Genomic DNA, 21,339 nt, shown 5'->3' with positions numbered 1-21,339 from the left:
CAGCGATGCGCGGACAACCCGCTCAGATCGGAGTAGCTCTGAGCACGTGATCAAGGCCGCAGGCGGTGCAGCAGCATCAAGAGGTCCTGCTGGCGCGTGGTTTGGGTCTTGGCCAATATCCGCTTGAGATGCGTTCTGGCGGTCTCGAACGCTATGTTCATCCGGGCCGCCACTTTCGAGAGCGGAAGCTCGCGCTCAAGCATCGAGACGAGCCTGGCTTCGGTCGTGGTCAGTGCAAATGCCGTTGTCAGTTCCTCGAGGGGCGTCGGTCGGCTACGTGCCTCCATATCGGAGACAAGCAGGATGGCTGAAGCCGACGAGAACACCGAGGCGGCCAGCCCGCTCAAGCCAATCGCCCGAACGATCAGCGGTCGCTTGGCCGCGCGATGGATCACCGCGATCCGGTCACTGTGCCGGTCGCCGGAGCGGGAGCCGATCCGCGATGCCATCAGTTCGCCCAGTGCCGAGTGGCTGGGCGGATGGCTGGCGCGAAGCCTGCCGTGCGAAAGTTCCAGCCCGTTGCCGAGCAACCGCTCGGCGTCCTGATTGTAACGAAAGACCTGCCCGAGACCGTCGATGAGAAAACTGGCGCAGCCGATCGATTGATAGGCGTTCATCGCGCCGGCGGCATGCGCGTCGGCAAGGCTGCGAGATAGCGCCGCGGCCTCGCTGAGGCGACCGGAAAACCGGACGAGGTCGGCCTGCTCCCGTTCGTCGAAGAAGCCCTGACGGTCGCCGCGCTCGAACACCAGGCACCATTCATTGTCGGGATCGGCGAAGCCGACCACGGCCGACCAGTTTGCGTCGAATTTCGCGAGAAAGCCACGGTAGTAGTCGGAGGTCGCCATCTCGTGCGGGCTGGCAAAATCCTGGTCGACGAAAATGCCGCGCGAGCGAACCAGAGGCAGGCCGCGGATGCGTTCATCGCGCAGATCCCAGCCGTCGCGGAAATATACCTCCATGCCCTCGGCAAGCGACGCCGAGTGCGGGCAGCCCGGTCCGCGGCCCTTCACCGGCAGCAGCACGGTGCCGGACGATCCGGAATATTGGGCGAGCAGGTCCATGGCCGTCGGCCACCGGGCGGGATCGACGGCGGCGTCCAGCAGCGCCTGGGAGGCGTGTTCAAAGGAGATCTTGGGCAAGGTCATGCCCGCAAGGCTAGGAAAGCCCGCGTCAAGCAAACGTCAAACGGCCGTCAGCGCGCCTCTCGACGGCAAATGGACGCCTTTTAGCGCGTCGGGGCGCTGGCCATGCGGGCCGCGCGAAAACCCTCGACCATGCGTTGGCGTGCCTCGATATAGCGCAGGTTGGCATTGCGGCCGCCACGCTGCGCCATCACCTCGGGGGTGTATTGCGGGCTGAGAAGGCGTGCCTGTTCGGCGGCGTCCCGCGCCAGATCGTTGCGGCCGGAAAGCTGCAGAGCAGCCGCCTGCAGTGCGTGGATCCGGCCCACCGTCGGGTTGCCGCTAACCGCCATGCCGAGGTAGCGCACCGCGTCGTCATTGTGCCCCGCGGCCAAGGCCGTCTCCCCAGCGATGTAAGCGGTCTCGGCGGCGCCCAGGTCGGGCAGCAGGTTGCCGGCCGCTTGCTGCATCAGCGCAAACCCCTCCTCGATACGCCCAAGGAAAATCATCACATGGGCATATTGGGCAGCGGCGTTCCAATGAGCAGGGTCTAGCCGCATGGCGTTCTCGAAGCTGATGGAGGCTTGCTCGAACTGTCCCTGCAACTTGCTGAGCATGCCTTCCTTGAAGGCGATATCCGAGGAGTTGGGCACCATCGGCTTGACCCGGATCAGCAGTTCGCGGGCCTGGGCGATATCGGCGGGCCGGTCGGTACTTTGATTGCGCGCAACGCGCAGGATCAGGCAATCGGACAGGCCGAGCAGCGCGATCGTATTGTGGGGTTCCAGGGCCAGAACGGCCTTGTAGAGCTCGACCGCTGTCGGATCGTCGTAACCCAGTCGGGTCTGCAACTGGGCGGCGCGGGCACGCCAAAGCATCCCCGCCACCGACGAGGGGTCGCCGGCCGCTGCGAGCCGGGCCTGGCGCAGCACAATCTCCGAGAAAACAGACCCATACAGTTCACGCGCGAACTTGGTCGGCGGCCCGTCATCCACGGGAAACGATGCCGACCAGACCAGATTTCCCGTGTCGGAGGCGACCAGATCGACGTCGGCACGGCTTTTAGCTGCCTGCGAGGTCAAATAGGTTTTGACGAGATAGCGCGCCCGGCCCGTTCGCCCATCGGAGACATCGATCAGCGTCACACGATTGTTGCGCGAGAAGGCCAGCGTCGCTTCGCGGCTGAGCGTCTCCTTCAAAGCCTTCGGCGCATTGTCGCCCACGGCTCCCTCGAAGGGCAGCAGTGCGACCAGGACGCGCTCCTTGGCGTCGCCAACAGATTCCTGTGCCCGGGTGAGATAAAACATGATCAGCGCCAAGGTGGCCGCCGCCGTGCAACCGGCGGCCAGCATTGCGGCGCCACCGCGAAACCTGTTACGGGAACGCGACAAAGATGCCGGCGCCGCCGCATCTGCCGGGGTCGCCGATGGCGGCGGATGCGACGACAAATTCCGCAACTGATCGATCAGGCGAAGGGTGGCCGGCTCCGGACGAACCGCCAGTTCGTCGCGCAACATGATGCGGAAGGCTTCGAAGCGCTGCATTGCGCACGCCCGGCCGGAGACAATCGCTTCCTGCGCAATGATCAGACGGTGGGTTTCCTCGCGCAGTGGACTGATGGCCAGCAGTGTCGCGGCATGCGCGAGGGCTTCCGGATGTCGCTCTTCGCGCGCCAGTTCGCGGACCAACCGGTCCAGCAGCGCCACCGCCTGCTGGTCGATCGTCTCTCGTTCGGCCCTGAGCCAGCCGTCGAACTCCGAATCGCCGGCTTCCATGCTCTGGCCGAACGGTCCCCTGTAGGTCACGGCCGCCTCCAGCAACGCCGGTATGTCGGCCGTCACGGCCTGGCGGAGAAGCGTTTGCACGTCGATCCGCAGGATGGCTTCGTTGAGGCGAACTGCCGACTCGTCGAACAGCACCAGGTTCGCCGTGGACGGCGGGCCCCGGCGCAAATTGCTAAGCAACTGCCGCAGGCTTTGCCGGGCCTGTTCTTCGGCGCTGTCGCTCCACAGCAGTGCCGCCAGACGCGACCGCGAGGCGGACAGTTTTGGCGCGGTCGATAGGATGGCGAGGAGCGCGCGCGCCTTCTTCGAGGGGATCGAAAGTCCGTTACCGGACTCCAGATCAATGATCTCGAAGCCACCGAGGACTCTCAGTTCCAGCGCGTTGGCTGCATCGGGATGTTCGCCTTCGGCATCAGAAAACTGATCTGGCATTCCAAACCCGGATATCTCTGTTGCGCGCCTGATCCGAGTTGGCCGAGGCAAGATCGCGGCAAAAAGCTTTTTGAAACAGACGCCTGCAAGAGCTTATCGGCATCAATCCCCGATTTCAACGCGAGATACCCCATTTGGGGGACGAAACCGCAGTCGCCCGCTCGCTCGTTTCAGGCGTAACTCGCGAGAATAGAGATGCAGTTGCCAGCATCGGATCCCACCGACATTCCATCTTCTCCCGCGACGATAGCGGCGGCCGGGCGACGAACGGCAGTGTCAATCGGCCCTTTAATTGCGGGCTGTTGTCAAGCACCCGTATGGCCGCGCTCAGCAAAGCGGTAGCGGTCGCCCCATCGAAACTGGATGGGGTTGTGGAGATGGGGCGAGAGCGGCCGGCGATACGATAGCCGGTCAGCGTTGGATTTTCGTTTGCCGAACAATCTTAGCGCGGTAGCTTTGATGCCATCGCCAGGGTCATGGTCCTTTCCGAGGTCGCCAGGCGCCTCATGATGATGTCCGGGGCGGGTGCCTCAACGTGTACAGCGGAGTACGGACAAGCCGCCACCAGCCGATTGACCGAGGTCACCGCGACCACCGTCCCAGCGGGACATCGCCAGCCCGGCGGACCAGGCCAGAAACTTCAGGATGCCTTTAGGCCGGGGTTGCATGGCCCCAGTCGAATGAGGTGCCATCCACCCAAATGCAGTGAAGGATGACGGCGATCTTTCTGGCAATAGCGACCTTCGCCTTCTTCATACCTATCCGCTTTGCGAGCTTCATTCCCCAGACCTTGAGGGAGGACCATTTTTTGGTCCGATAAAGCAGGACAGTCGCCGCCTCGAACAGGTAGGTTCGGAGAAGACGGTCGCCCCATCGCGATATCTTGCCGCTCGTATCGGTTTCTCCAGATTGGTTGCGCCGAGGCGTAAGGCCGAGATAGGCGCCGACCGTAGAGGCCGATCGGAAGCGGGACGGATCGTCGATCGTATGGCGGAACGTGAGGGCCGTCACCACTCCGACGCCTGGAACTGTCATCAGGCGCCGCGTCGTCTCGTCTGACTTCGCCAATCGGCGGACCTCATCGTCAAACTTGCTCTGCTGCTGACAGATATGCTCATGAATCGACAGGAGCGGCGCGGTCACGCTGAGAAGCTGGTGATCGTTGCCGAGTAGCTCGCTGACCTGATTGCGGAACTGTTGGCCGATGGCGCGAGGGAATAGCAATCCATATTCCTTGATCAGACTGCGGACTTGGTTCTCAATGTCCCGGCGCATGGATACGAGACGGGATCGCGCGACGAGTATCGCGCGGACCTTTTGACTTTCCTCGCTCTTAATTTTCACTTCTCGATACCAACCGACCCGTACCAGTTCGGCAAGACCTCGAGCGTCATTTTGATCACTCTTGTTCATACGTACCGACAGTGCCGCGTGTGCATGCCGCGCATCGATGCAAACGACAGGTAGATCGACCCTACGAAGTTCGTGCCAAAGCCAGCTTGACATCGCGCCGGTCTCAAAACCAATGCGCTCCGCCAGTGGCGCATGTTTACGAAGCAGGTCAGTCAGAGCGCCGGGATCTGACTTAGCCTTTCCCTCGAAGATTAATTGGCCAGTTTCGCTGACCACGCACACTGCGGTTTCTCTTTGCGAGACATCCAGACCGACGTATTGCTTCATGACGGTTCCTCCGAATCGGTTGATTGCGAGGGCTCGATGCTAACGGATCTTTCGTGCCACGAGCGCTGACCGCACCTCCGAGAATTTTAGGGCCATCCATAATAGGACGGCCTCTAAGACTGCTTGCTGGGACGGAAGCGAAACTGTGACTCCAGATCATGAGAGTGATGGAGATCATGAGAGTGATGTGGCCGGCTCCGTGCCTCTTGCTTGTCCGACAGAGATTCGAACTGTTTCGCGGCTCGCAGTTGGGAACGCCTTGGATTGCGGCCCTTCCGAACCGTACCGAACCGCGGTAGTCCGAAGCTTTAGAGAAAACCGGTATCTCCAGACCTTAATCTCCGTAACTGGCGCCTCTCTAGTATGGTGCCCCTTGGAGAAAAGGCTGCTTTCGTTGGGCTTTTTAGAGCGAAGCCCCTGAGAAACGAGCGGTTGATCCGGGAGCTGGCGGAGAGAGTGACCGCCTCGGTTACGTCCTACGACGTCCAAGGTCCAGCATCATCGACCGCAATTTCAATAACTTACCACATTCGCACATCCATCCAAGACCATGTACATCCAGTCAAATCCACGATTAAATGTGGGGTGATTTGGAATTTGAAATGACGGACGAGCCTGCTGAACCGATTAAGCGACGCCTGAAAAGCGGCCGCCATCCCGAAAAAGCTCTATCTGCTAAAGCGGTCCAGAATGCGAAGCCGGGCCGCCACACTGATGGCAACGGACTCTACCTCGTCGTCGATACAACTGGCGCAAAACGCTGGCTTTTGCGCGTCGTCATCAAGCGGAAGCGGTGCGACATAGGGTTAGGCAGCGCTGCGCTGGTGCCTTTGGCTGAAGCTCGCGAAAAAGCTCTCGCCTATCGCAAGATTGCTAGACAGGGTGGCGACCCGCTTTTCGACGACAAGAAGAAACGAGCGATTATCCCCACCTTCAAGGAAGCGGCTGAGCTCGTGCACAATGATCGCAAGGCCGGTTACAAAAACCAGAAGCATGCAGCGCAGTGGATCTCCACCCTCAAGATGTATGCGTTCCCGTTCATAGGCGATTTGCCTATCAACATAGTCGGCACCCCGGACGTGTTGAAGGTCCTTTTTCCGATATGGACGTCCAAAGAAGAGACCGCTCGCCGAGTTGCTCAGCGGATTGAGGTCGTGTTCGACTGGGCAAAAGCCGCCGGTCATCGGACCGGTGACAATCCCGTGGAGGGTGCCAAGCATGGCTTGCAAAAGCAAAAGGCCCGCAAGGGCCACCATGCCGCGATGCCGTTCAAGGATGTGCCCGCATTCGTCAAGGCTCTTCGGGAGTCGAACGGCAATGCGGCGTCCCATATTCCTCTTGAATTTCTGATCCTTACGGCCGCCCGGACGAATGAGGTGCTCGGAGCGCTGTGGTCAGAGATCGACATTGAGGGTTCAACGTGGACGATTCCGTCTGAGCGCATGAAAGCGGAGCGGGAACACAGGGTGCCGCTCGTTGCGCGTGCGATTGCATTGCTCGATCAGGCTCGATTGATGAGTCCGACAAGCAATTTTATTTTTGTTGGCCGCAATGTTGAGCGCCCGCCGTCAAACATGACATTGCTCGAAGTCTTAAAGCGCGCCAAGCTTCCTTACACCACTCACGGCTTCCGTTCATCGTTTCGCGATTGGGCCGGTGAAACAACGGCACATCCAGCCGACGTGTGCGAAATGGCACTGGCGCATACGATCAAGAACAAGACGGAAGCTGCGTATCGTCGCGGGGACATGTTCGAGCGGCGGCGTGCATTGATGGCAGACTGGGCCAATTTTTTAGAAACAGGAAAGCTGCTCTAAATGTTATCGCATGAAGAAATTCAGATTCTGGCAACACTAAAACGAAACCACATCCCAAACCTGACGCCGCTGGCAAAGTTATTTGCAATTCGAGAGCCACATTCTTCAGCTACGAAAATAGCTGAGGTCGTGAACGGCAGTCGCCTCATCAGCGAAATCTTACCAGATCACACCCTGCCTGACGAAATGTTGGACGAGGACCTCTTGGTTTCAGCAATTGATAGGCAGCTGACAGTCGTTCAAGAGCACTTTGGAGACCCGAGGGAACGCAAGGTTTATAATATCGCAGACGACGACGTGCCCGAAGATCTGATAAATCTGCTGGATGATTTGGAGTTATTTTATTCTGATTACGACCGCCTCGCTCTAATGTGGGAGGCCGACAACCGCGCCCTTCCAAAAATTGATTTAGAGATCTTAGTATCGCGCTTGAAGAAACCGGTTTGGAACTTCAAGGAGTTTGCCGCCTACTCGATGGGGCGAACGCCAGCCGAACATCCGAGGATCTCCAAGGGGCCTGTTGCACGAGAGCAGGCCCGGCGGTTACGAGTCATGGAGATGGCAAATTCTTTGCCGCTCGGCCATCCCCAACATCTTCCTTTAGTTGCGACACCGCAGGAATTGATGGATTGGGCGATTGACGGTGAGCGCTTCAAAATCCACCAAATGATGCTTGATTGCAGGCCCCGATCAAGTCGGGAATATCTTGAGCTGCAACTGTCAAATGCGGAAGCCCGGATCAACGAATTGGAAGAAAGGCTAAGTCAGAAGACTTCTGGATCAGAAGCGAAGGAGAACGACTCTCTTCGCAAGCTGTGCATCGGTTTGACCGCCTGCATCCGACGACCTGCATCTGCACAGGATTCTCCGCTTTTCAGTCCTCAGGACGACCGTAGCCGTTTTTTTGAGAATTTGAGGACATGGATGGGGCATGTCTTAGATCCCAGTGATCTTCTCCACGCGGACACGATACGTAAGCACCTAAGAGAATCATTCAATCATCTTTCCGGGGGATCGAGGAAGGCTTGGAACGAGAAAAAAGTCATCTAAAACCAATATCTTAGTAGATTTTAAGACGAATTCGTCTTCAGCGACTCGAACTCGTCCTCGAAATTTCATGCGCCGCTAGAAACGGCTCATGACCAAGCAGAGCAAAAAGCCGCGCCCCATTAGGCGCATCGAAATAGCCAAGGACGGCTGGCCGATGTTTGGCCTGCTGCGCTGCGACCAGATCATTGCGCCCGGCGGAATTTTGCCGTTCTCGAAGGCACAGTTTTGGGTGCTCGTGAAGAAGCACGCAATTCCGGTTGTGAAGCTGTCGCCCAAAGTCACTGCATTTTGGGTTCATGATCTCCGCAGAGCTTTCTTCGGTGATGAAAATGCGTCGCCGCTCGCACAAGACTCTTCCGTCTCGGCCGATCCATCGATTTGCTCTGAGGCGACCTCGCCGTTCGTCGAGCAAAGCTTGGCGGCCGCGCCGCATGTCATGTCCTCATCCGCAATCAGCAAGGCGACCGTCAATTTCGGCGGCCGCCGACCTGTATCTACCCCTGTAAAATAGGAGATTGTTATGCAGCAGAATCACCATCGCTCCGGTTCAACGGGCGGCATCCTGTCCAGACCGGCTATGGCCGCTCCGGGCCGGACAGCCGGAGCAACTCCGGCAACGCCGAAATTGCCGAATGTCAACCTTAGGCCCTCGGGCAACAAGTCTCGTTTGTTGAAGTCGACAATCGTTCGCCACCAGTCCGGCGCAAAGGCAGGACGGATCAACACCACGAACACTACGAAAGGTGTTGTTCCCCGCCTTCTCGACGTCGCACACAGTGACCTTCCGTCGCACTGCGAAGCGGTTCGAGCCGTCTATCTGAACAAGAAGTCCCCGGATCATCGGTTCATCCGTGAGACCGCCATTGCCGCCTACGAGACCGCGCTCCATGCGACAAGGAGCGCCGTGCCGCATCGGCCGTTCCGAGCTAATCGCACCGAACCGGATAGGGCGGATACGCAGATATTATTCCATTATCTTCGCTTTATCTTTGGCGATGAAAGCACTCGAGCTCGAAATTGGGCTCACCAGCTTCGGAGCTACTTCATTGATCGAGTTTCTGCCGCAGATGTTTCGAAGATCTTGCACCAGCGACGTCAGCGAGGGGCAAGCAAGGCTTCTACTGTGAATACGGGTCGATTCGAATTGGGAGTGAATCGCCTTGCCGGAAGCATCGACCTCGGATTTTTCGAGGGAGATGACCTAGCGCGGGTCGCTTGGAAAGTTGCCAATGGGAAGCTTGCGCGCGTGAGGCTATCGTACGAACTCTATGAAACGAGAGATTGTGCAAAATCTTTGCACCAATTGGCAGCAGCAAAGCGCGTGAAGGCGGCTCTAGAAAGAAACAAGCAGTCGTTTCTCAACCGATTGCAGAAGCGTGCAAAAACATAGCGCCACATGCGCCTCGAATCTATCTGCCGGTACTCGCGTTCCGGCAGATCTTCGCTCAGCTAAGGGATTCATAGTTCCAGCGCGATTTCGCAGATAGAAGCGACAGCAAAACGCATTCTATCGCCACCGTAAAACAGTAAGGGGTGGTCATCCTTGTATCCCCCCATTTCCAAAACAAACCCCGATAATGACCCGATTTACCCCATCGGCCAGCCCACTATGCCCCCCGTTGGGGCAACTGCCCCTCGTACCCCCCACCTAACTGGATAGCTGAGATATGCCCTACAACCCGGTACAGGCACGAATGAAGCGCGAGCAGCGTGAACTGAAGAAAGAGGAGGACCGCAAACGGAAGGAGGATGAGCGCCGGTGGCGCGTAAATTTCGACGAGTTTGAATATTCCAGATATGCTCGCCTACATGCCGCGTATTTGGATTGGCACATCAACAGTGGATTTTGCAAACTTTCGATGGCCAAGAAAGAGGCGCTCCTTCGAGAGATGCTGCCCTGCGATGCGCCGTTTTTGGCTATGAACAATCCAGAGGCCTGCATCAAGTTCAACCGTATTTTTAATCACCATCTCAGACAATTCGTGGGCGAGACTTCGAGTCACTTTGTTACGCTCACGCCCGGGCAATTTGCATTGAGCATGTATGCTGCGAACGATTTCGATATTCGCAGTATACAGGCGTGGGTCCGTCAGCAGCTTTTGGGAATCGACTTCATAGGTCATATCGACATCGCTCCATACACGAACTTCGGCGAAGGCCGCAGACGTAGCCCTGTCTTGTCGTATCATGCTCACGTCATTACTTCAGATGCGGACCACGAGCGGCTTGTCAGGATCAGGCGAACCGTCAACTCGTCAGTCAGAGCTTTCGTGCCCGGCTGTCCGGTTATGCACTACGAAGAAATCGAGGACGGGACGTTGGCAGAGTTGGGGAATTACATCAGTAAGGAACCGACGGGCGAATATCGGGTATGGGAGAAGCCATTGAAGCGCGCTCAGTCCCATGGTGACGATTCCGTCTACGAAATGTCAGGGCGTTTTCGCCAATATGCTGGTGCAGATGCTCGTCCGGGCGTCCAGCGTGCCGTCCGGTCAATCACGAAGAATTACTATTTGGATAAACTCGTATTTTCCGGCGGATCACGAGGGAGGGACTTGCTGGAAGCGATGAAGTATGACGCCCTCAGGGACCTGCCGCATTCGATGAGGTCGCTTCGACAACACGCGTTTAGCGGACGTCTATCAGTCGAGTTGCCGGAGGCGATCAACGGAAGCTTTTATCTTCGAGATTTTAGCTATCGGCTGGAATGGGATGAGTTGCGCAAGGACCACAAGCGGCCATGGAAAGTGTGACATTAAAACGTTAGCCTCACAGGTTGAATGCAAGCTGTGGAATATCGGATTCATCAACCGCAGAAAGCGCAGAGATCGATACCCCAAGCAGACGCACTGCTTTCGGAAGAGGCAATAGGTTTTTTAGTAATTGCCGTGCGACACGCTCGATATTCGCACGATCAGAAACGGCATCGACGAGCGAGTGACTGCGCGAGATGATTTCGAAATCGGCGAACTTGACCTTCAACGTCACTGTCCGCCCCCTGACGCCGGACTTTTCGCAATAGTTCCAGACTTTGTCGATCAGCGGCCCCAGCTCCTCGGCTAACGCATCGAAATCGGTAAGGTCCTGCGAGAATGTATTTTCCGCACCGACCGACTTTCGAACCCGGTTTGATCGGACCGGCCGGTGGTCGATCCCACGAGAAATCGAATAGAAGTAAGCCCCCGCTTTACCGAAGTGTGCTTCGAGGAAGGAGAGCGTTTGGTTGCGGAGGTCGAGCCCGGAGTGAATTCCGAAGGATTGCAGCTTGGCAGCCGTAGCCGGGCCAATTCCGTGGAATTTGCCGACCGGCAGAGTTTTTACGAACGCAGGTCCCATCTCCGGGGTTATGACATATTGCCCATTTGGCTTTCGATGGTCCGAAGCCAGCTTGGCTAGAAACTTGTTGTAGGAGATACCCGCAGACGCATTGAGGCCCGTCCTAGCTTTGATGGTCGCTCGAATTTCCAGAGCAATGTCGCGGGCCAGCGGAATCCCTTTGTAATTTTCGGTGACGTCGAGATAGGCCTCGTCGAGCGATAGCGGCTCGATCAGCGACGTGTGCTCCGCAAAGATACTCCGGATTTCTTCGGAGATGCCTTTGTAAACATCAAACCGAGGTTTCACGAAGACCAGGTCGGGGCATTGTCGTTGTGCCGTAACCGAGGGCATCGCGGATCGGACCCCAAACTTGCGGGCCTCGTAGCTGGCAGCGGCGACTACGCCCCGTTCCCGCGACCCGCCGACAGCGACCGGCTTTCCACGCAGATCGGGATTATCCCGCTGCTCGACCGATGCATAGAAGGCGTCCATGTCAACGTGGATGATTTTGCGCTGAGCCGAACCGCCTTCAAGTGGTCCCGTCGCTACCGCTTCCATGACGCTCCGCCGACGTTCGGCCATTTTGCCCGCACAGACGGATCGCATCGCTGCGATTCGGAAAAATCCTTCTGTGAGATTTTGATGCTGCCGTAGCCACTCCGCTTGATGTCAGGAATCGAGATCAAGCGATAACCGTACATATCACTTATCGTGACAACGTCCTCCGGCTTGGCTCCCACGATCTGCAGCGTCGCCTTTGGAGATTCGCTGTAGGCCGCGAAGCAGTGACCGGAAATGAAGACTGATCCCTGAGAACCGTTGACCCAACGAACCGTATAGTCTCGTTTCGCTTCATAGTTTGGAGGACCATCTTGCACTGTGCCAACGATTCCCAGTTTGGGGGTATCGGGTTGGATGGATGGCGAACACCAAGAGCCATCGCGACAGGGCCGCGAGAACTGCGGCTGCCCGTCGGCGGAGACCATTATGACGGCGTCGGGCAACCGAACCTGAAAATACTTCCAACCGAAAAGCTTGTTCAAGAACAGGTTGCCCGCTTCGCCAGTGAGATCGGTCCAATAGTAAACCTCGGGGTTAAAGACCGAATAGTCGTTCTTGAGGTCGCTTACGTTCGAATAGATTTCAGGGTAATTGTACCGGATGGCGGCATCGGCCAGTTCGGCATCAGATAGTCGGCGTAGGTGCAAAAATGAAAGCCCGGTAAAGTTTGCTAGCTCCCAGAAAAGGAACAGGCCGACAAAAAACCATTGTGAGCGCCGAGCTACGTGCGCCATCTGCTCCAGTTTTCGCTGGTGGACCTTGACGGCCGCTGTCTCATCGTCGCGAAGCATATTGCGTCATCCTCGTCGGCTTTCGCGAAAACGGCCTACTTCTCACCAGCGTCATCCTTTTTCACCCCGCGCGCCACAATCTGAAGCGACCCGCTCGGCAGCGGTCTTTGCAATTTCAAAGCCTCGTCGGCGGGTGCGGTCATCCAAAGCCAGCATTCTTCTGAGGTCGTGAGGATCACCGGCATGGCTTTAGGATGGACTTCGCCGACTTCGGCATTCGGTTCTGTTGTTAGGAAGCCATAGAGGTCGTTCGTTGTTTCGCCCTCGCGGACCTTCCGGACCGACGTCCAGCTCGTCCAGATGCCTGCGAAGAGTGCGAGAGGACGCGTTTCGTGGAGAGCGAACCAAATATCGCCGCCGGCGAGCTTGCTGAATTCGCTGAACGACGTGAAGGGCACAAGACAGCGGTTCTCAGGTCCCAGCCACCGCTTCCAGTGCTTGCTGGTGACATTCCGGATGTTGGTGGTGCCGTTGTCCGGCTCCATGCGCAGCAGTTCCTTGAAGTCTACGGACTTCCCCTTGGCTTCGAGTTTTGCCGCGCGCTTCTTGGTCGCCTCCATCAGCGCGAGTTGCGAAGAAGGCATCCCCCATCGCGCCATCGTCAGCTCCGGCCCGTCTAGCGCGTTGCGGATTATTGGAGCCGCGTAGTCAGGAAAGATACCGGGCATCGACGGCAAATTGCCGGTCAGATCTCGTTGAACAGGAAACAGATTGCGGATCGCAGCTTGATTCTTCGTCATCGAATAGAGGTTGCACATCGGATCATTCTGCCGTTGGCGGATGACGGGGTCCAGTTCCGAGCTGAAGCAAAGTCGCTGCTGGGCGTCTGCCAGAACCGGCGCACTTTCGGCATCGCAGACGGCCTGCCAGATCATGAATGCAGGTGGTTGATGGCCGATTTAATGCGCAGAGATCAATACTGTTCGGCGTTTTGCACCGAGAGCACTCGATTTCCAGCCACGGAAACCCGCCGTTGATGGCCTGATTGATTGTTGGAGATGGGTCGATTGGCTCGCCATCACTCCACATCCGTTCATTCCAGCTTTGGCACGCGAGATTGTCAGCCTGCTTGATCAGTGCCTCGCCCCTACCGCGCATCTCGTCGGCCTGCGCTGACAGAATGCCGGTCATCGCCCGCGCCTTCACAAGCTCCTTCTTAAGCGCTCTGCGGTCACCGCCAGAAAGTGGTGTGGGGTGATATTTAGGGGCCATGCGACTCTCGGGCGCCGGTCGGAGGCGATTCTACGCCGTGTCGAACGACGGCCAGCAACCATCTTCCTCGTGACGCCCAGTTCTCTGCTGACACCCGTTGTCCAATAAACGCCTGCCGACGTCCTTCCAGATCGCATGAGGTCCGTAGAGGCGAACTGCGTCGGCGGTTTGAATCTCGACAATGCGGTCACACCGGCGGCAAGATACGCGCAAAACGTTTCGCGGAATTTCTGAAATACGACGCTGCTGAATTGGGACGAACGACCGCCGGTGGCTTTGGTCGCTTAGCACCGAATTCCAGTACGCATCCGGCATCGCATCGGCAGGACCTAGCGCGGCACTCGGCATCGATGCTTCGCGGCGGGCGGCCTCAGCGGCAAGCTTCTCCATCTGTTTCGGTGTCGGCATGCGCCAGCTCGCGGGTCTGTCGTTCATGCCCCGAATTAGAACATAAGAAGAACATATGTCGAGTCGGAACTGTCGGTAGTCTCTCAGTTTGTCTCAAAAATCTCCCCGGTACCGATCCGGGCAATCATGACGGCGGCGCCGATCACGTCGGCGGGCCGCTTTTCGCCTTCAGGGCCTTTGGGCATTGTTTTTCCTCCGTGCCGCCGACACGTCTGACAGGCTCGCGGTAAGGGGTAGCCCCATTTTGCGGACAAGATAGGCGCCAACGAAATAAGCGAATGCAGCACCAATCAATCCAACCAACGCCGCGAGGCCCAAGTCCCCGCCGCTAAACAGCGCCCGGATACTGGAAATGCCCCGGCTATCGTTGCCAAGGCAATCGGGGCTGGAACTGGTCCCTTTATGAGCATTTCGCCTCCTGCTTTCCGCTCAGCATACGACGGTGGCAGAGCGGGAGAAACCGGGCGTCAAGCCGGGCTATTTCCAAACTGCGACACGAACGAACTGTCGCTCTATTCCCGGCATCACCGACGTCTTCATAGCCTTTATGCGTTCGATTTTGAGATTGCGACTTCCCGCCCTCGGAGGGGGCAAAAAGGATAAAATTCATAACCTGTTGATTTGAAATAAGTATTTGACAAGAGGTGTTATAATACCGTATATTGGCGACAGGTCGATTTGCGGCCTTTTTGGAGGAAAAATGGTTTTCGAAGCCAACCGAATTGCCCACCCCCGTGTAGCGGGGGGCAACGGCCTTGCCGCACAGTTTCATCCGATCTTCCTCAAAGGGCTTCACATCTGGTGGAGCCCTTCTTCGTTGGAGAATGGGCATGAGCGGGAAATCCAATTTGGCTCAAAAGCCCCCTGTAGACATCGCCCTCGTCGTCTTTGGTCGCAAGGGTGCCAAACCACACGCATCGCGCTTCGGCACCGGCGCCATGAAATCGGCTCAGGAGGCCGCCCGGGCGATGGGCATGCGCGCGCTCCGGGTTGTCAGCGATGAGCAACGTGAGGTCGCGCGGAGGCTGCCGAAGGGCACCGTGTCGCCAAAGGGGCGCACTACGGTGCCGGCGGTGGCCCCGGCGCTCTACAATAAGCTGCTGGCGATTGCCGGGACCGATCCCGCCCCGTCAACGCCCCCGGCCAGCCGCCTGCGGATGTAGCCAAAAAGCCAGCCGCTGCCGCCGATCCCAAGGCAGATAAATCCGATGGCTGGAATGGGTTGATTAGAGGCTCGATTGTGCTCGCAACCGACAACCCCAAAGAAGGGTACTTCCTTTGTGAGGTCCAGCACGTCGACGGCGAGAACCTCAGCCTCATTTGGAGGGATTGGCCTGAGCTTGGAAAATTCCCTCGGAAGCTTCACCAAGTGGCGCTGCTTCATCCCACGGTGAAACATGCAGCTCGTTGACGTCGCCGCACCGCAAGGCTCCAAAGCCGGCGATCCGCGAGCTGCAAAAGTCCGCGCCCTCAACGACGCCTTCCGGGAACGGCTTCCACGCCCCACCAAGGGCTGCAGGTTGATCGTGACCGATGGCCTAGGGTCACTGACCATCGAGCAGTTCGCGGACCTCCTGCAAGCCGTGAGCACCTATTCCGACTTTGGTCCCGACAACGATCCCCACGGCGAGCACGACTTCGGTGCAATCGAGCAGGACGGCGTGCGCTACTTTTGGAAGACGGAATATTTCGACCAGTGGATGCAGTTCGCCTCACCTGACCCGAGCGATCCCGCAGTCACGACCCGCGTGATGACGATCATGCTGGCGTCCGAGTATTAGCGGTGGGAACGCCCACTACGGCGACCCGTGAGCTTCACCGATGCTTCAATAACGTCCTTGATGGTCAGCAGGCTTTTCATGTCCAAGCCGTTCAGGATCGCCGTGAGGCCCTGAACCAGACGGCGATGTTCCCGGGTCGCGAAGGGCTGAACGTCGTCCTCAAAGCTGAACAAATCAGCCACACTGACTTTCAGAATCGTGGCAATGCGACCCGCTACGTCGATGCGGGTGCCGTAGACTCCGCGTTCGATGTTGCTGACCGTATCGACGCTCCGGCCGATTTTCTCGGCCAGCTCGTCCTGCGTCATGCCCTGCGCCTCCCGAAGCCCTCGGATGCGCATGCCAAATTTCAGTTTCAGGTCCGGCTTTGCCATACCGGAGTTTTGCTCGGTCTAGGCCCGCCCAACCACCGAGCTTAGCTCCGTCTTTTGCCTTGTAAAATCACATGACCCGTAGTTTAACTCCGCTACAACCTGAGGGGCACCTTATGAACGCTTACCTGAACGCCATGCGCAAATACGCAACTTTCGCCGGTCGCGCGACCCGCGCGGAGTATTGGCTATTCATGCTCGTCCTATTCGGCATATCTGCCGTAGCGCTGGTGCTGGACGCGGCAGTGAGCTCGCCATTTTCCCAAAGCACCATTTTCATTGGAATCACTTATCTGGTCCACTTCCTGCCGAACCTTGCTGTCACCGTCCGTCGCCTCCACGACACAGGCCATTCCGGTTGGTGGGTGCTTGTTTGTCCGGTGGCCCTTTTCTTTTTATGCCTACAGGGTTCGCCGGGGGCCAACGCCTATGGTGTCACCCCGGCTGGTCAACTCAATGATCGCGACGACGGAAGAGAACGCGGCGGCCGCGCAACCGTAGGTCCCCTCACCCAGTTGAATTTGACGGAAGAACTTGAACGTCTGGCGCAACTGCGCGCCAACGGGTCCCTGACCGACACCGAGTTTGACGTTATGAAGGCGCGGCTGCTTGCCAAGGGCGCGTAGGCATGTCGTCCGGTTTTCCATCAGGCCTTGTGGTCGTCCTGATATGGGGTGCCATCTGCGCCGTCGTTTATGTGATTCCAAGCGTTGTTGCGTTTCGCAAAAGCCACCCCAACCGTTGGATCATCTTTGCGATTAATATGGCTTTCGGGGCGACGGTCATCGGCTGGATCGGCGCACTTGTATGGTCGATGCAAGCTGTCCACCTGAGCAACCAGCCCGGCGGCTCCAATGGTGGCGAGTCCGGGCTGAACTTGTTCGTCAACGACGTGCAGCAAGTTCGGATCGTCGCCGACGCGCCTGCTCCGATTCCAACGTATGCCGCCCCAGAGGCCCCCATCGACATACGTGAAGCCGTTGTCGAGCTTGACCGCTTGAAGGTGCTCCGTCAGGACGGCAATCTGACCCAGCAGCAGTTCGATGCGCTGAGGGATGTTCTGCTGAGGCGAGTGGTTTAGGCAACTTCCTGCTTTGGTCAGTTTTCGTGCCCCAGCTCGCAGGCGCAGGCCCGCCCGCCGTAACTGGCCCTGCCTGCAAGCTCAGGAACTGTGCTCATCGGCGGAGGGAGCTTTGGCATTCATCGCCCGTAAATTCCTGCCTTAATACCTTTTCAACGCGACCCGCGAACAGTCACCGGGAGGGGTCGTTTTAATGGCTCCATACTCGCCCGTCGCGGCCCACCAGCCCCCTGACCGTTGGACAGCGGGGTTGGGCTCGCCGCTTGACGATGGCTTATTGACGGGCTCCCAGCGAAGGGCGCTGCCCCCGACAGCCAATATTCGAGGATGACCCGCTCAAATCGATCAGTGACCCGCCGGGGAGGCCTGTGCGGACCTTGCGCTTTTGAATGATCTACGCTCGTCTATCGGTGCCGGGGATATCCCAGCGTCGTGGGTATCGTTCGGGATAGTCGTAAGTCATACGTCAAGACGCGAGCTAGATATCGATGTGACAAGGGGCTCTCATGAAGTTTAACCTGATATTGGAGGGACAGCCCTTCCTCGTCCACGTCGCGGTTTGGTTTTGCGGTGCTCTCTTTAGCATTTGTTTTGTGGGATTCCTTTGCGGTATTTACCTCACTTTGATAAATTCAGAATCACTCATAACTAAGTCCGATGAAGTTGGACTTCCGTATTGGGAGCGAGCTGCACGGAAAAATGGCCGAGCAGGTAACTTCTTCATCCAGTCGAGGTTCAGGAAGCTACGCTATCTAATGTTCGCTTCCACTACCGGCTGTCTGGTCTCCTTGGGCATTCTTTTCGCCATTGCAGCCGTCTTCGGAGAGCGCGTCTCGATCCACGGTAAACCAAATGCTCCCAAATTGGTCAAAGTGAACCCTTGAGGCGTGAAACCCGATGAGAATAGGTGCGCACGGAATACCATTCACCACTAAGAGGCGAATGGGTTGTTTGGCGCGCATTGGGGTTCATGCCATGGCTTTGGCCGCGGAGGTACGCTCGCACGTTGGGAGTGTTAGTGACTGTGCTTTCAGCAGTCACGCGGCCTTTGCCCACTGGCGCACAGACCATTATTCTGACCGATTTCTTCTAAATTTGATTTTCCGTTATCTTTTCGGGCCTCTAGGCCGTGCCAGTTCGCCACGTGCATGTTGCCGCATGACGAGGCACGCGGAATGAAATGGCTGGGAATTATTGCGGCGATCCTCGTTTTTGCAGTCGTGGCCTATAAAGTTGCCTTTCCTAGCGCGGCGGTGCGCTATCGCTTGACGCTGGAGGCGAGTGTCGACGGCGAGCCCAAGATCGGATCGAGCGTCATCGAGGTCACCTATGGCAAGCAATCCAGATTTGCCGCTCAACATGAACTTACGGTCGGCTTCCGGGGTGAGGCCGTGGTTCTCGATCTCGGTGCCAGAGGAACGTTATTCGCGCTTTTAAGGCCGGATGAAGACGTCAGGTCGGGGCCGGAGTGGATCGTTTTGCGCGCCTTCGGCTTTCCCGGGGGCGCATTTCCAGAGCCAGTCTCCGATGGATTGAGGCAAGTCCAGCAACTGTCCGGCCGGCGAGATCTGCCGCTGACGAGCCTCCCTTTGCTGGTCCGTTTTCGCGATCCCAACGATTCCTTGACGGTGGAGCAAGTCGATCCGCTCGATCTCGCAAAAAGCTTCGGTGTCGGTGCGCAATTAGTCCGCGCTACGCTTGAGATTGTTCCAACGGGGATATGGCCTTTGAGTTCGTGCGACATAACAGGTGAGCCGATTACTAGAGGCATAGAAAGCAAAGTTGCTTGGTGGAATGGCCCCTTCCCATGGCTGAAGCCAATGGGAAGCGGTGGATTCGTCGACATGCGGTCAGGGACGTTCAAGGTAAACAAAGAAGACTTCAAGAGGGGATAGCGGATATCCCAAAGCGCCCGGCGAGTTAGCCGTCATCTTTCATGGGCCAACGTTCGAATATGCGTATCGAACCGATATCGAGGCCAAGGGAAGCTGCCCGCCAATTCCACGCGGGGAGATTGCCGATAATTTCTCTCTATTGAGCAAATAGGAAGCGAACATGGGCCTTGCGAACTTTCTCGCAGCCAAGCCAGCGTTCATCGTGGTGGGGCGTGAGCTTCGATCATCGCCCGCCGGGGGCCGAGGGGAAGGGCACCGGGCGCGATCTGACGATTGCAAGCGGCAGTTCAAGGTCGCTTGGGCGCGGGTCCGCGCGGGGCTCACGGAAGAAGATATCGAGACCGCCCGGCGCAACAGCGAAGATGCTGCTCGCCGGACGAGCGGGGCGGCCTGCCGATTCCGCGCGGATTCATAGAGGTGCGCCGTGCCGGGTTTTGTAGTCAGCGATTTCAGCGGAATATTGTTTGGTATTTTGCTGTTTTTGCTTCCTGTGATGATGCTGTTGGTTTTGGCGATCAGGTTGTTCGACACTCTTCGGTCGATGGAATACAGATCGGCTTTGGTTGGCTGGTTGTCGAGGTGGGAAAATCCGCTGCTTTTTTGGTTTGCGGTCGCGATGCAATGCTTAGGAATCTTCACCGTTCTCGCGATCACATATTGGGCATTCTTTGTTCTTCCTCACCTGACATTCCCGTAGTCAGAGTGCGCGCTGCAATCGCCGCCCGCGGTGCGCATCCGTCCGCTAGTCGAATCGATACTGACTGTCATCGCTCGAAGCCCCCGGCCCCGAGTCGTAGAGGCTGCGCCACGACGGCAGGTCCGAGATGGATCGGAAAGCGGACGTGGCGCAGACATGTCAAAAGCAACGCAATGACCCGCAACGGACTTGAGGCGTAGCCGTAAAAACTACATTCCAGATCCGGTATGGCTATCGGGAGGTCCACCAAATCGGTCCCACCTATCAGTGTTGTTTTTGTCAGGCTTCACCTTCGCGCCTTGCCAAAATGCAAAGCCGATAAATCCAGCAATGGCGCAGAAGGCGAGTACAGGCAGAAGCCAACTAGGCATGATCCAGCCCTCTATCATGGCCGCCTCGGTTGGCGGGCCTCTTTCTTATCACCTCAAGCTTGCGATGTCGCTTGTTGGCACAAAGCGTCGGTTATTGCGGTGAAGCGGCATGTCCGTAGTTGAGGATAGACTGGAAGTGATCGGCGCAGAGCCAAAGTGACGCGATTGACACGAAGCGAAAGCCGCGCCCACTTCATTAAAGGTTGAGCATTTGTTGCCGTGAAAGGTTGGTAATATTAGTCGTATGGAACCGAATGGCACCCTTGCTGCTGGAGAGCCGAGCTTGAGCAATGGCATTAGTGTCTTACAGACATTTCGCGGCGCGCTTGTAGGTCTGCCTCTGTCGCACCTTTGGCGAGGGCACGGCTCGGCCATCTTTTTGGAGTTCGGGCATCTCACACCAAGAACCCCTCGTTCCGGAGAAGCCGGTAACCCGCAAGGCGAATTTGGCCTAATGGTCGAATGGAGTTGGCGGATTGAAAACAGGACTGCCGTCTTGTGCGGAAGCTGGAGCAACGAGCAACTGTGGGAGCCGACGTTTGATCTGCTCCGTAACAGAGCGGTCGTTGATTTCTCTTTAGCAGGAAGACTGCCCGAAGTCGTCGTAGCCATGGCTGAGGACCACTACGTGTCGTCGTTCATGACTGCCGAGGGCGACCCGAGTTGGGCGTTATTTGATCGACGAGGCGACACATTGCGGACGTTGAGCGTCCGGGATGGGAGCCTCACCGTCAGTGTCACCGCTCACAAAAGCACTGACGGGGCTGTTGAATAGAGGTCCATGTCGCCGATTGGCACAAAACGTCGGTCACTGCGGTGCAGCGGCATATCCGGATTTGAGGGTAGACCGGAAGTGATCGGCGCGGAGCCAAAGTGACGCGATTGACCCATTGCAGATATCTCATCCCGTCTGTTGTGCTCACCGATTAGGCGGGCAAGTTGGCACTGAGTGAATTACGCTTCGCG

At 57.5% G+C, this 21,339-nt stretch carries 21 protein-coding genes; 12 read left to right on the top strand and 9 right to left on the bottom strand.

All coding sequences use genetic code 11. The features are described 5' to 3' along the window. Positions 1-50: 50 nt before the first annotated feature. The 3 genes from ONR75_RS03250 to ONR75_RS03240 all read right to left on the bottom strand — a co-directional run bounded on the left by ONR75_RS03250 (position 51) and on the right by ONR75_RS03240 (position 5,020). On the bottom strand, positions 51-1,064 hold the full coding sequence (locus ONR75_RS03250) for a helix-turn-helix transcriptional regulator (protein ID WP_265081359.1): 1,014 nt from the start codon (positions 1,062-1,064) through the stop codon (positions 51-53). A 164-nt stretch (positions 1,065-1,228) separates the two neighbouring features. Then, complete coding sequence (locus ONR75_RS03245) at positions 1,229-3,340, bottom strand: BTAD domain-containing putative transcriptional regulator (RefSeq protein ID WP_265081358.1); 2,112 nt, start codon at positions 3,338-3,340, stop codon at positions 1,229-1,231. Between the two features lie 651 nt (positions 3,341-3,991). After that, entirely contained in the window at positions 3,992-5,020 is a 1,029-nt protein-coding gene (locus ONR75_RS03240) for an IS110 family transposase (protein WP_265081357.1), read from the bottom strand. Between the two features lie 602 nt (positions 5,021-5,622). Here ONR75_RS03240 and ONR75_RS03235 point away from each other — a divergent pair. From ONR75_RS03235 to ONR75_RS03215, 5 genes are all read left to right on the top strand, one after another. Next, the gene (locus ONR75_RS03235; protein ID WP_265081356.1) at positions 5,623-6,837 is read left to right on the top strand and encodes a tyrosine-type recombinase/integrase; all 1,215 of its coding nucleotides are present in this window, start codon (positions 5,623-5,625) and stop codon (positions 6,835-6,837) included. Continuing rightward, entirely contained in the window at positions 6,838-7,887 is a 1,050-nt protein-coding gene (locus tag ONR75_RS03230) for a hypothetical protein (RefSeq protein WP_265081355.1), read from the top strand. A gap of 88 nt (positions 7,888-7,975) precedes the next feature. Then, on the top strand, positions 7,976-8,398 hold the full coding sequence (locus ONR75_RS03225) for a hypothetical protein (RefSeq protein WP_265081354.1): 423 nt from the start codon (positions 7,976-7,978) through the stop codon (positions 8,396-8,398). A 9-nt stretch (positions 8,399-8,407) separates the two neighbouring features. Continuing rightward, positions 8,408-9,277 (top strand): hypothetical protein, encoded by an 870-nt coding sequence (locus ONR75_RS03220; protein ID WP_265081353.1) that lies wholly within the window; start codon positions 8,408-8,410, stop codon positions 9,275-9,277. 277 nt (positions 9,278-9,554) lie between these two features. Further along, a complete protein-coding gene (locus ONR75_RS03215; RefSeq protein WP_265081352.1) occupies positions 9,555-10,640 on the top strand; it encodes a hypothetical protein in 1,086 nt (361 codons plus the stop codon). A 16-nt stretch (positions 10,641-10,656) separates the two neighbouring features. On the opposite strand, the gene dinB is transcribed toward ONR75_RS03215, so the two are convergent. Genes dinB through ONR75_RS03190 form a run of 5 tightly spaced genes read right to left on the bottom strand, consistent with a single transcriptional unit; the run spans position 10,657 to position 14,204 of the window. Then, entirely contained in the window at positions 10,657-11,763 is a 1,107-nt protein-coding gene (dinB, locus tag ONR75_RS03210) for a DNA polymerase IV (RefSeq protein ID WP_265083516.1), read from the bottom strand. Continuing rightward, a complete protein-coding gene (locus ONR75_RS03205; protein WP_265081351.1) occupies positions 11,751-12,557 on the bottom strand; it encodes a hypothetical protein in 807 nt (268 codons plus the stop codon). The genes dinB and ONR75_RS03205 overlap by 13 nt, the downstream gene beginning before the upstream one ends. 35 nt (positions 12,558-12,592) lie before the next feature. Continuing rightward, positions 12,593-13,315 carry an SOS response-associated peptidase gene (locus tag ONR75_RS03200; RefSeq protein WP_265081350.1) on the bottom strand — a complete coding sequence of 241 codons (723 nt, stop codon included), beginning with the start codon at positions 13,313-13,315 and terminating at the stop codon, positions 12,593-12,595. Between the two features lie 4 nt (positions 13,316-13,319). After that, positions 13,320-13,769: a hypothetical protein gene (locus ONR75_RS03195; RefSeq protein ID WP_265081349.1), complete on the bottom strand. Its 450-nt coding sequence runs from the start codon at positions 13,767-13,769 to the stop codon at positions 13,320-13,322. A 30-nt stretch (positions 13,770-13,799) separates the two neighbouring features. Next, on the bottom strand, positions 13,800-14,204 hold the full coding sequence (locus ONR75_RS03190) for a hypothetical protein (RefSeq protein WP_265081348.1): 405 nt from the start codon (positions 14,202-14,204) through the stop codon (positions 13,800-13,802). 803 nt (positions 14,205-15,007) lie between these two features. Here ONR75_RS03190 and ONR75_RS03185 point away from each other — a divergent pair. Together ONR75_RS03185 and ONR75_RS03180 are read left to right on the top strand one after the other, a co-directional pair. Next, positions 15,008-15,340 carry a hypothetical protein gene (locus tag ONR75_RS03185; RefSeq protein WP_265081347.1) on the top strand — a complete coding sequence of 111 codons (333 nt, stop codon included), beginning with the start codon at positions 15,008-15,010 and terminating at the stop codon, positions 15,338-15,340. Positions 15,341-15,574: 234 nt separating this feature from the next. Beyond that, positions 15,575-15,958 carry a DUF3768 domain-containing protein gene (locus tag ONR75_RS03180; protein WP_265081346.1) on the top strand — a complete coding sequence of 128 codons (384 nt, stop codon included), beginning with the start codon at positions 15,575-15,577 and terminating at the stop codon, positions 15,956-15,958. Here the strand turns inward: ONR75_RS03180 and ONR75_RS03175 are convergent. Further along, positions 15,955-16,332, bottom strand: a complete 378-nt coding sequence (locus ONR75_RS03175) for a helix-turn-helix domain-containing protein (protein WP_265081345.1) — start codon at positions 16,330-16,332, stop codon at positions 15,955-15,957. The two genes, ONR75_RS03180 and ONR75_RS03175, sit on opposite strands and share 4 nt — an antisense overlap. Positions 16,333-16,445: 113 nt before the next feature. Here ONR75_RS03175 and ONR75_RS03170 point away from each other — a divergent pair, with 113 nt between their 5' ends. From ONR75_RS03170 to ONR75_RS03150, 5 genes are all read left to right on the top strand, one after another. Beyond that, positions 16,446-16,955 (top strand): DUF805 domain-containing protein, encoded by a 510-nt coding sequence (locus ONR75_RS03170; protein WP_265081344.1) that lies wholly within the window; start codon positions 16,446-16,448, stop codon positions 16,953-16,955. 2 nt (positions 16,956-16,957) lie between these two features. After that, a complete protein-coding gene (locus ONR75_RS03165; protein ID WP_265081343.1) occupies positions 16,958-17,410 on the top strand; it encodes a superinfection immunity protein in 453 nt (150 codons plus the stop codon). 1,175 nt (positions 17,411-18,585) lie between these two features. Then, on the top strand, positions 18,586-19,305 hold the full coding sequence (locus ONR75_RS03160; RefSeq protein ID WP_265081342.1) for a hypothetical protein: 720 nt from the start codon (positions 18,586-18,588) through the stop codon (positions 19,303-19,305). A 424-nt stretch (positions 19,306-19,729) separates the two neighbouring features. Beyond that, entirely contained in the window at positions 19,730-20,002 is a 273-nt protein-coding gene (locus tag ONR75_RS03155) for a hypothetical protein (RefSeq protein WP_265081341.1), read from the top strand. A gap of 654 nt (positions 20,003-20,656) precedes the next feature. Continuing rightward, positions 20,657-21,148, top strand: a complete 492-nt coding sequence (locus ONR75_RS03150) for a hypothetical protein (RefSeq protein WP_265081340.1) — start codon at positions 20,657-20,659, stop codon at positions 21,146-21,148. The last annotated feature ends 191 nt before the right edge of the window (positions 21,149-21,339 follow it).

The sequence above is a fragment of the Rhodopseudomonas sp. P2A-2r genome (assembly GCF_026015985.1).
GTDB lineage: Bacteria > Pseudomonadota > Alphaproteobacteria > Rhizobiales > Xanthobacteraceae > Tardiphaga.
The sequence above is the reverse complement of the archived record's forward strand: the minus strand, read 5'-3'. Positions and strand labels throughout refer to the sequence as shown.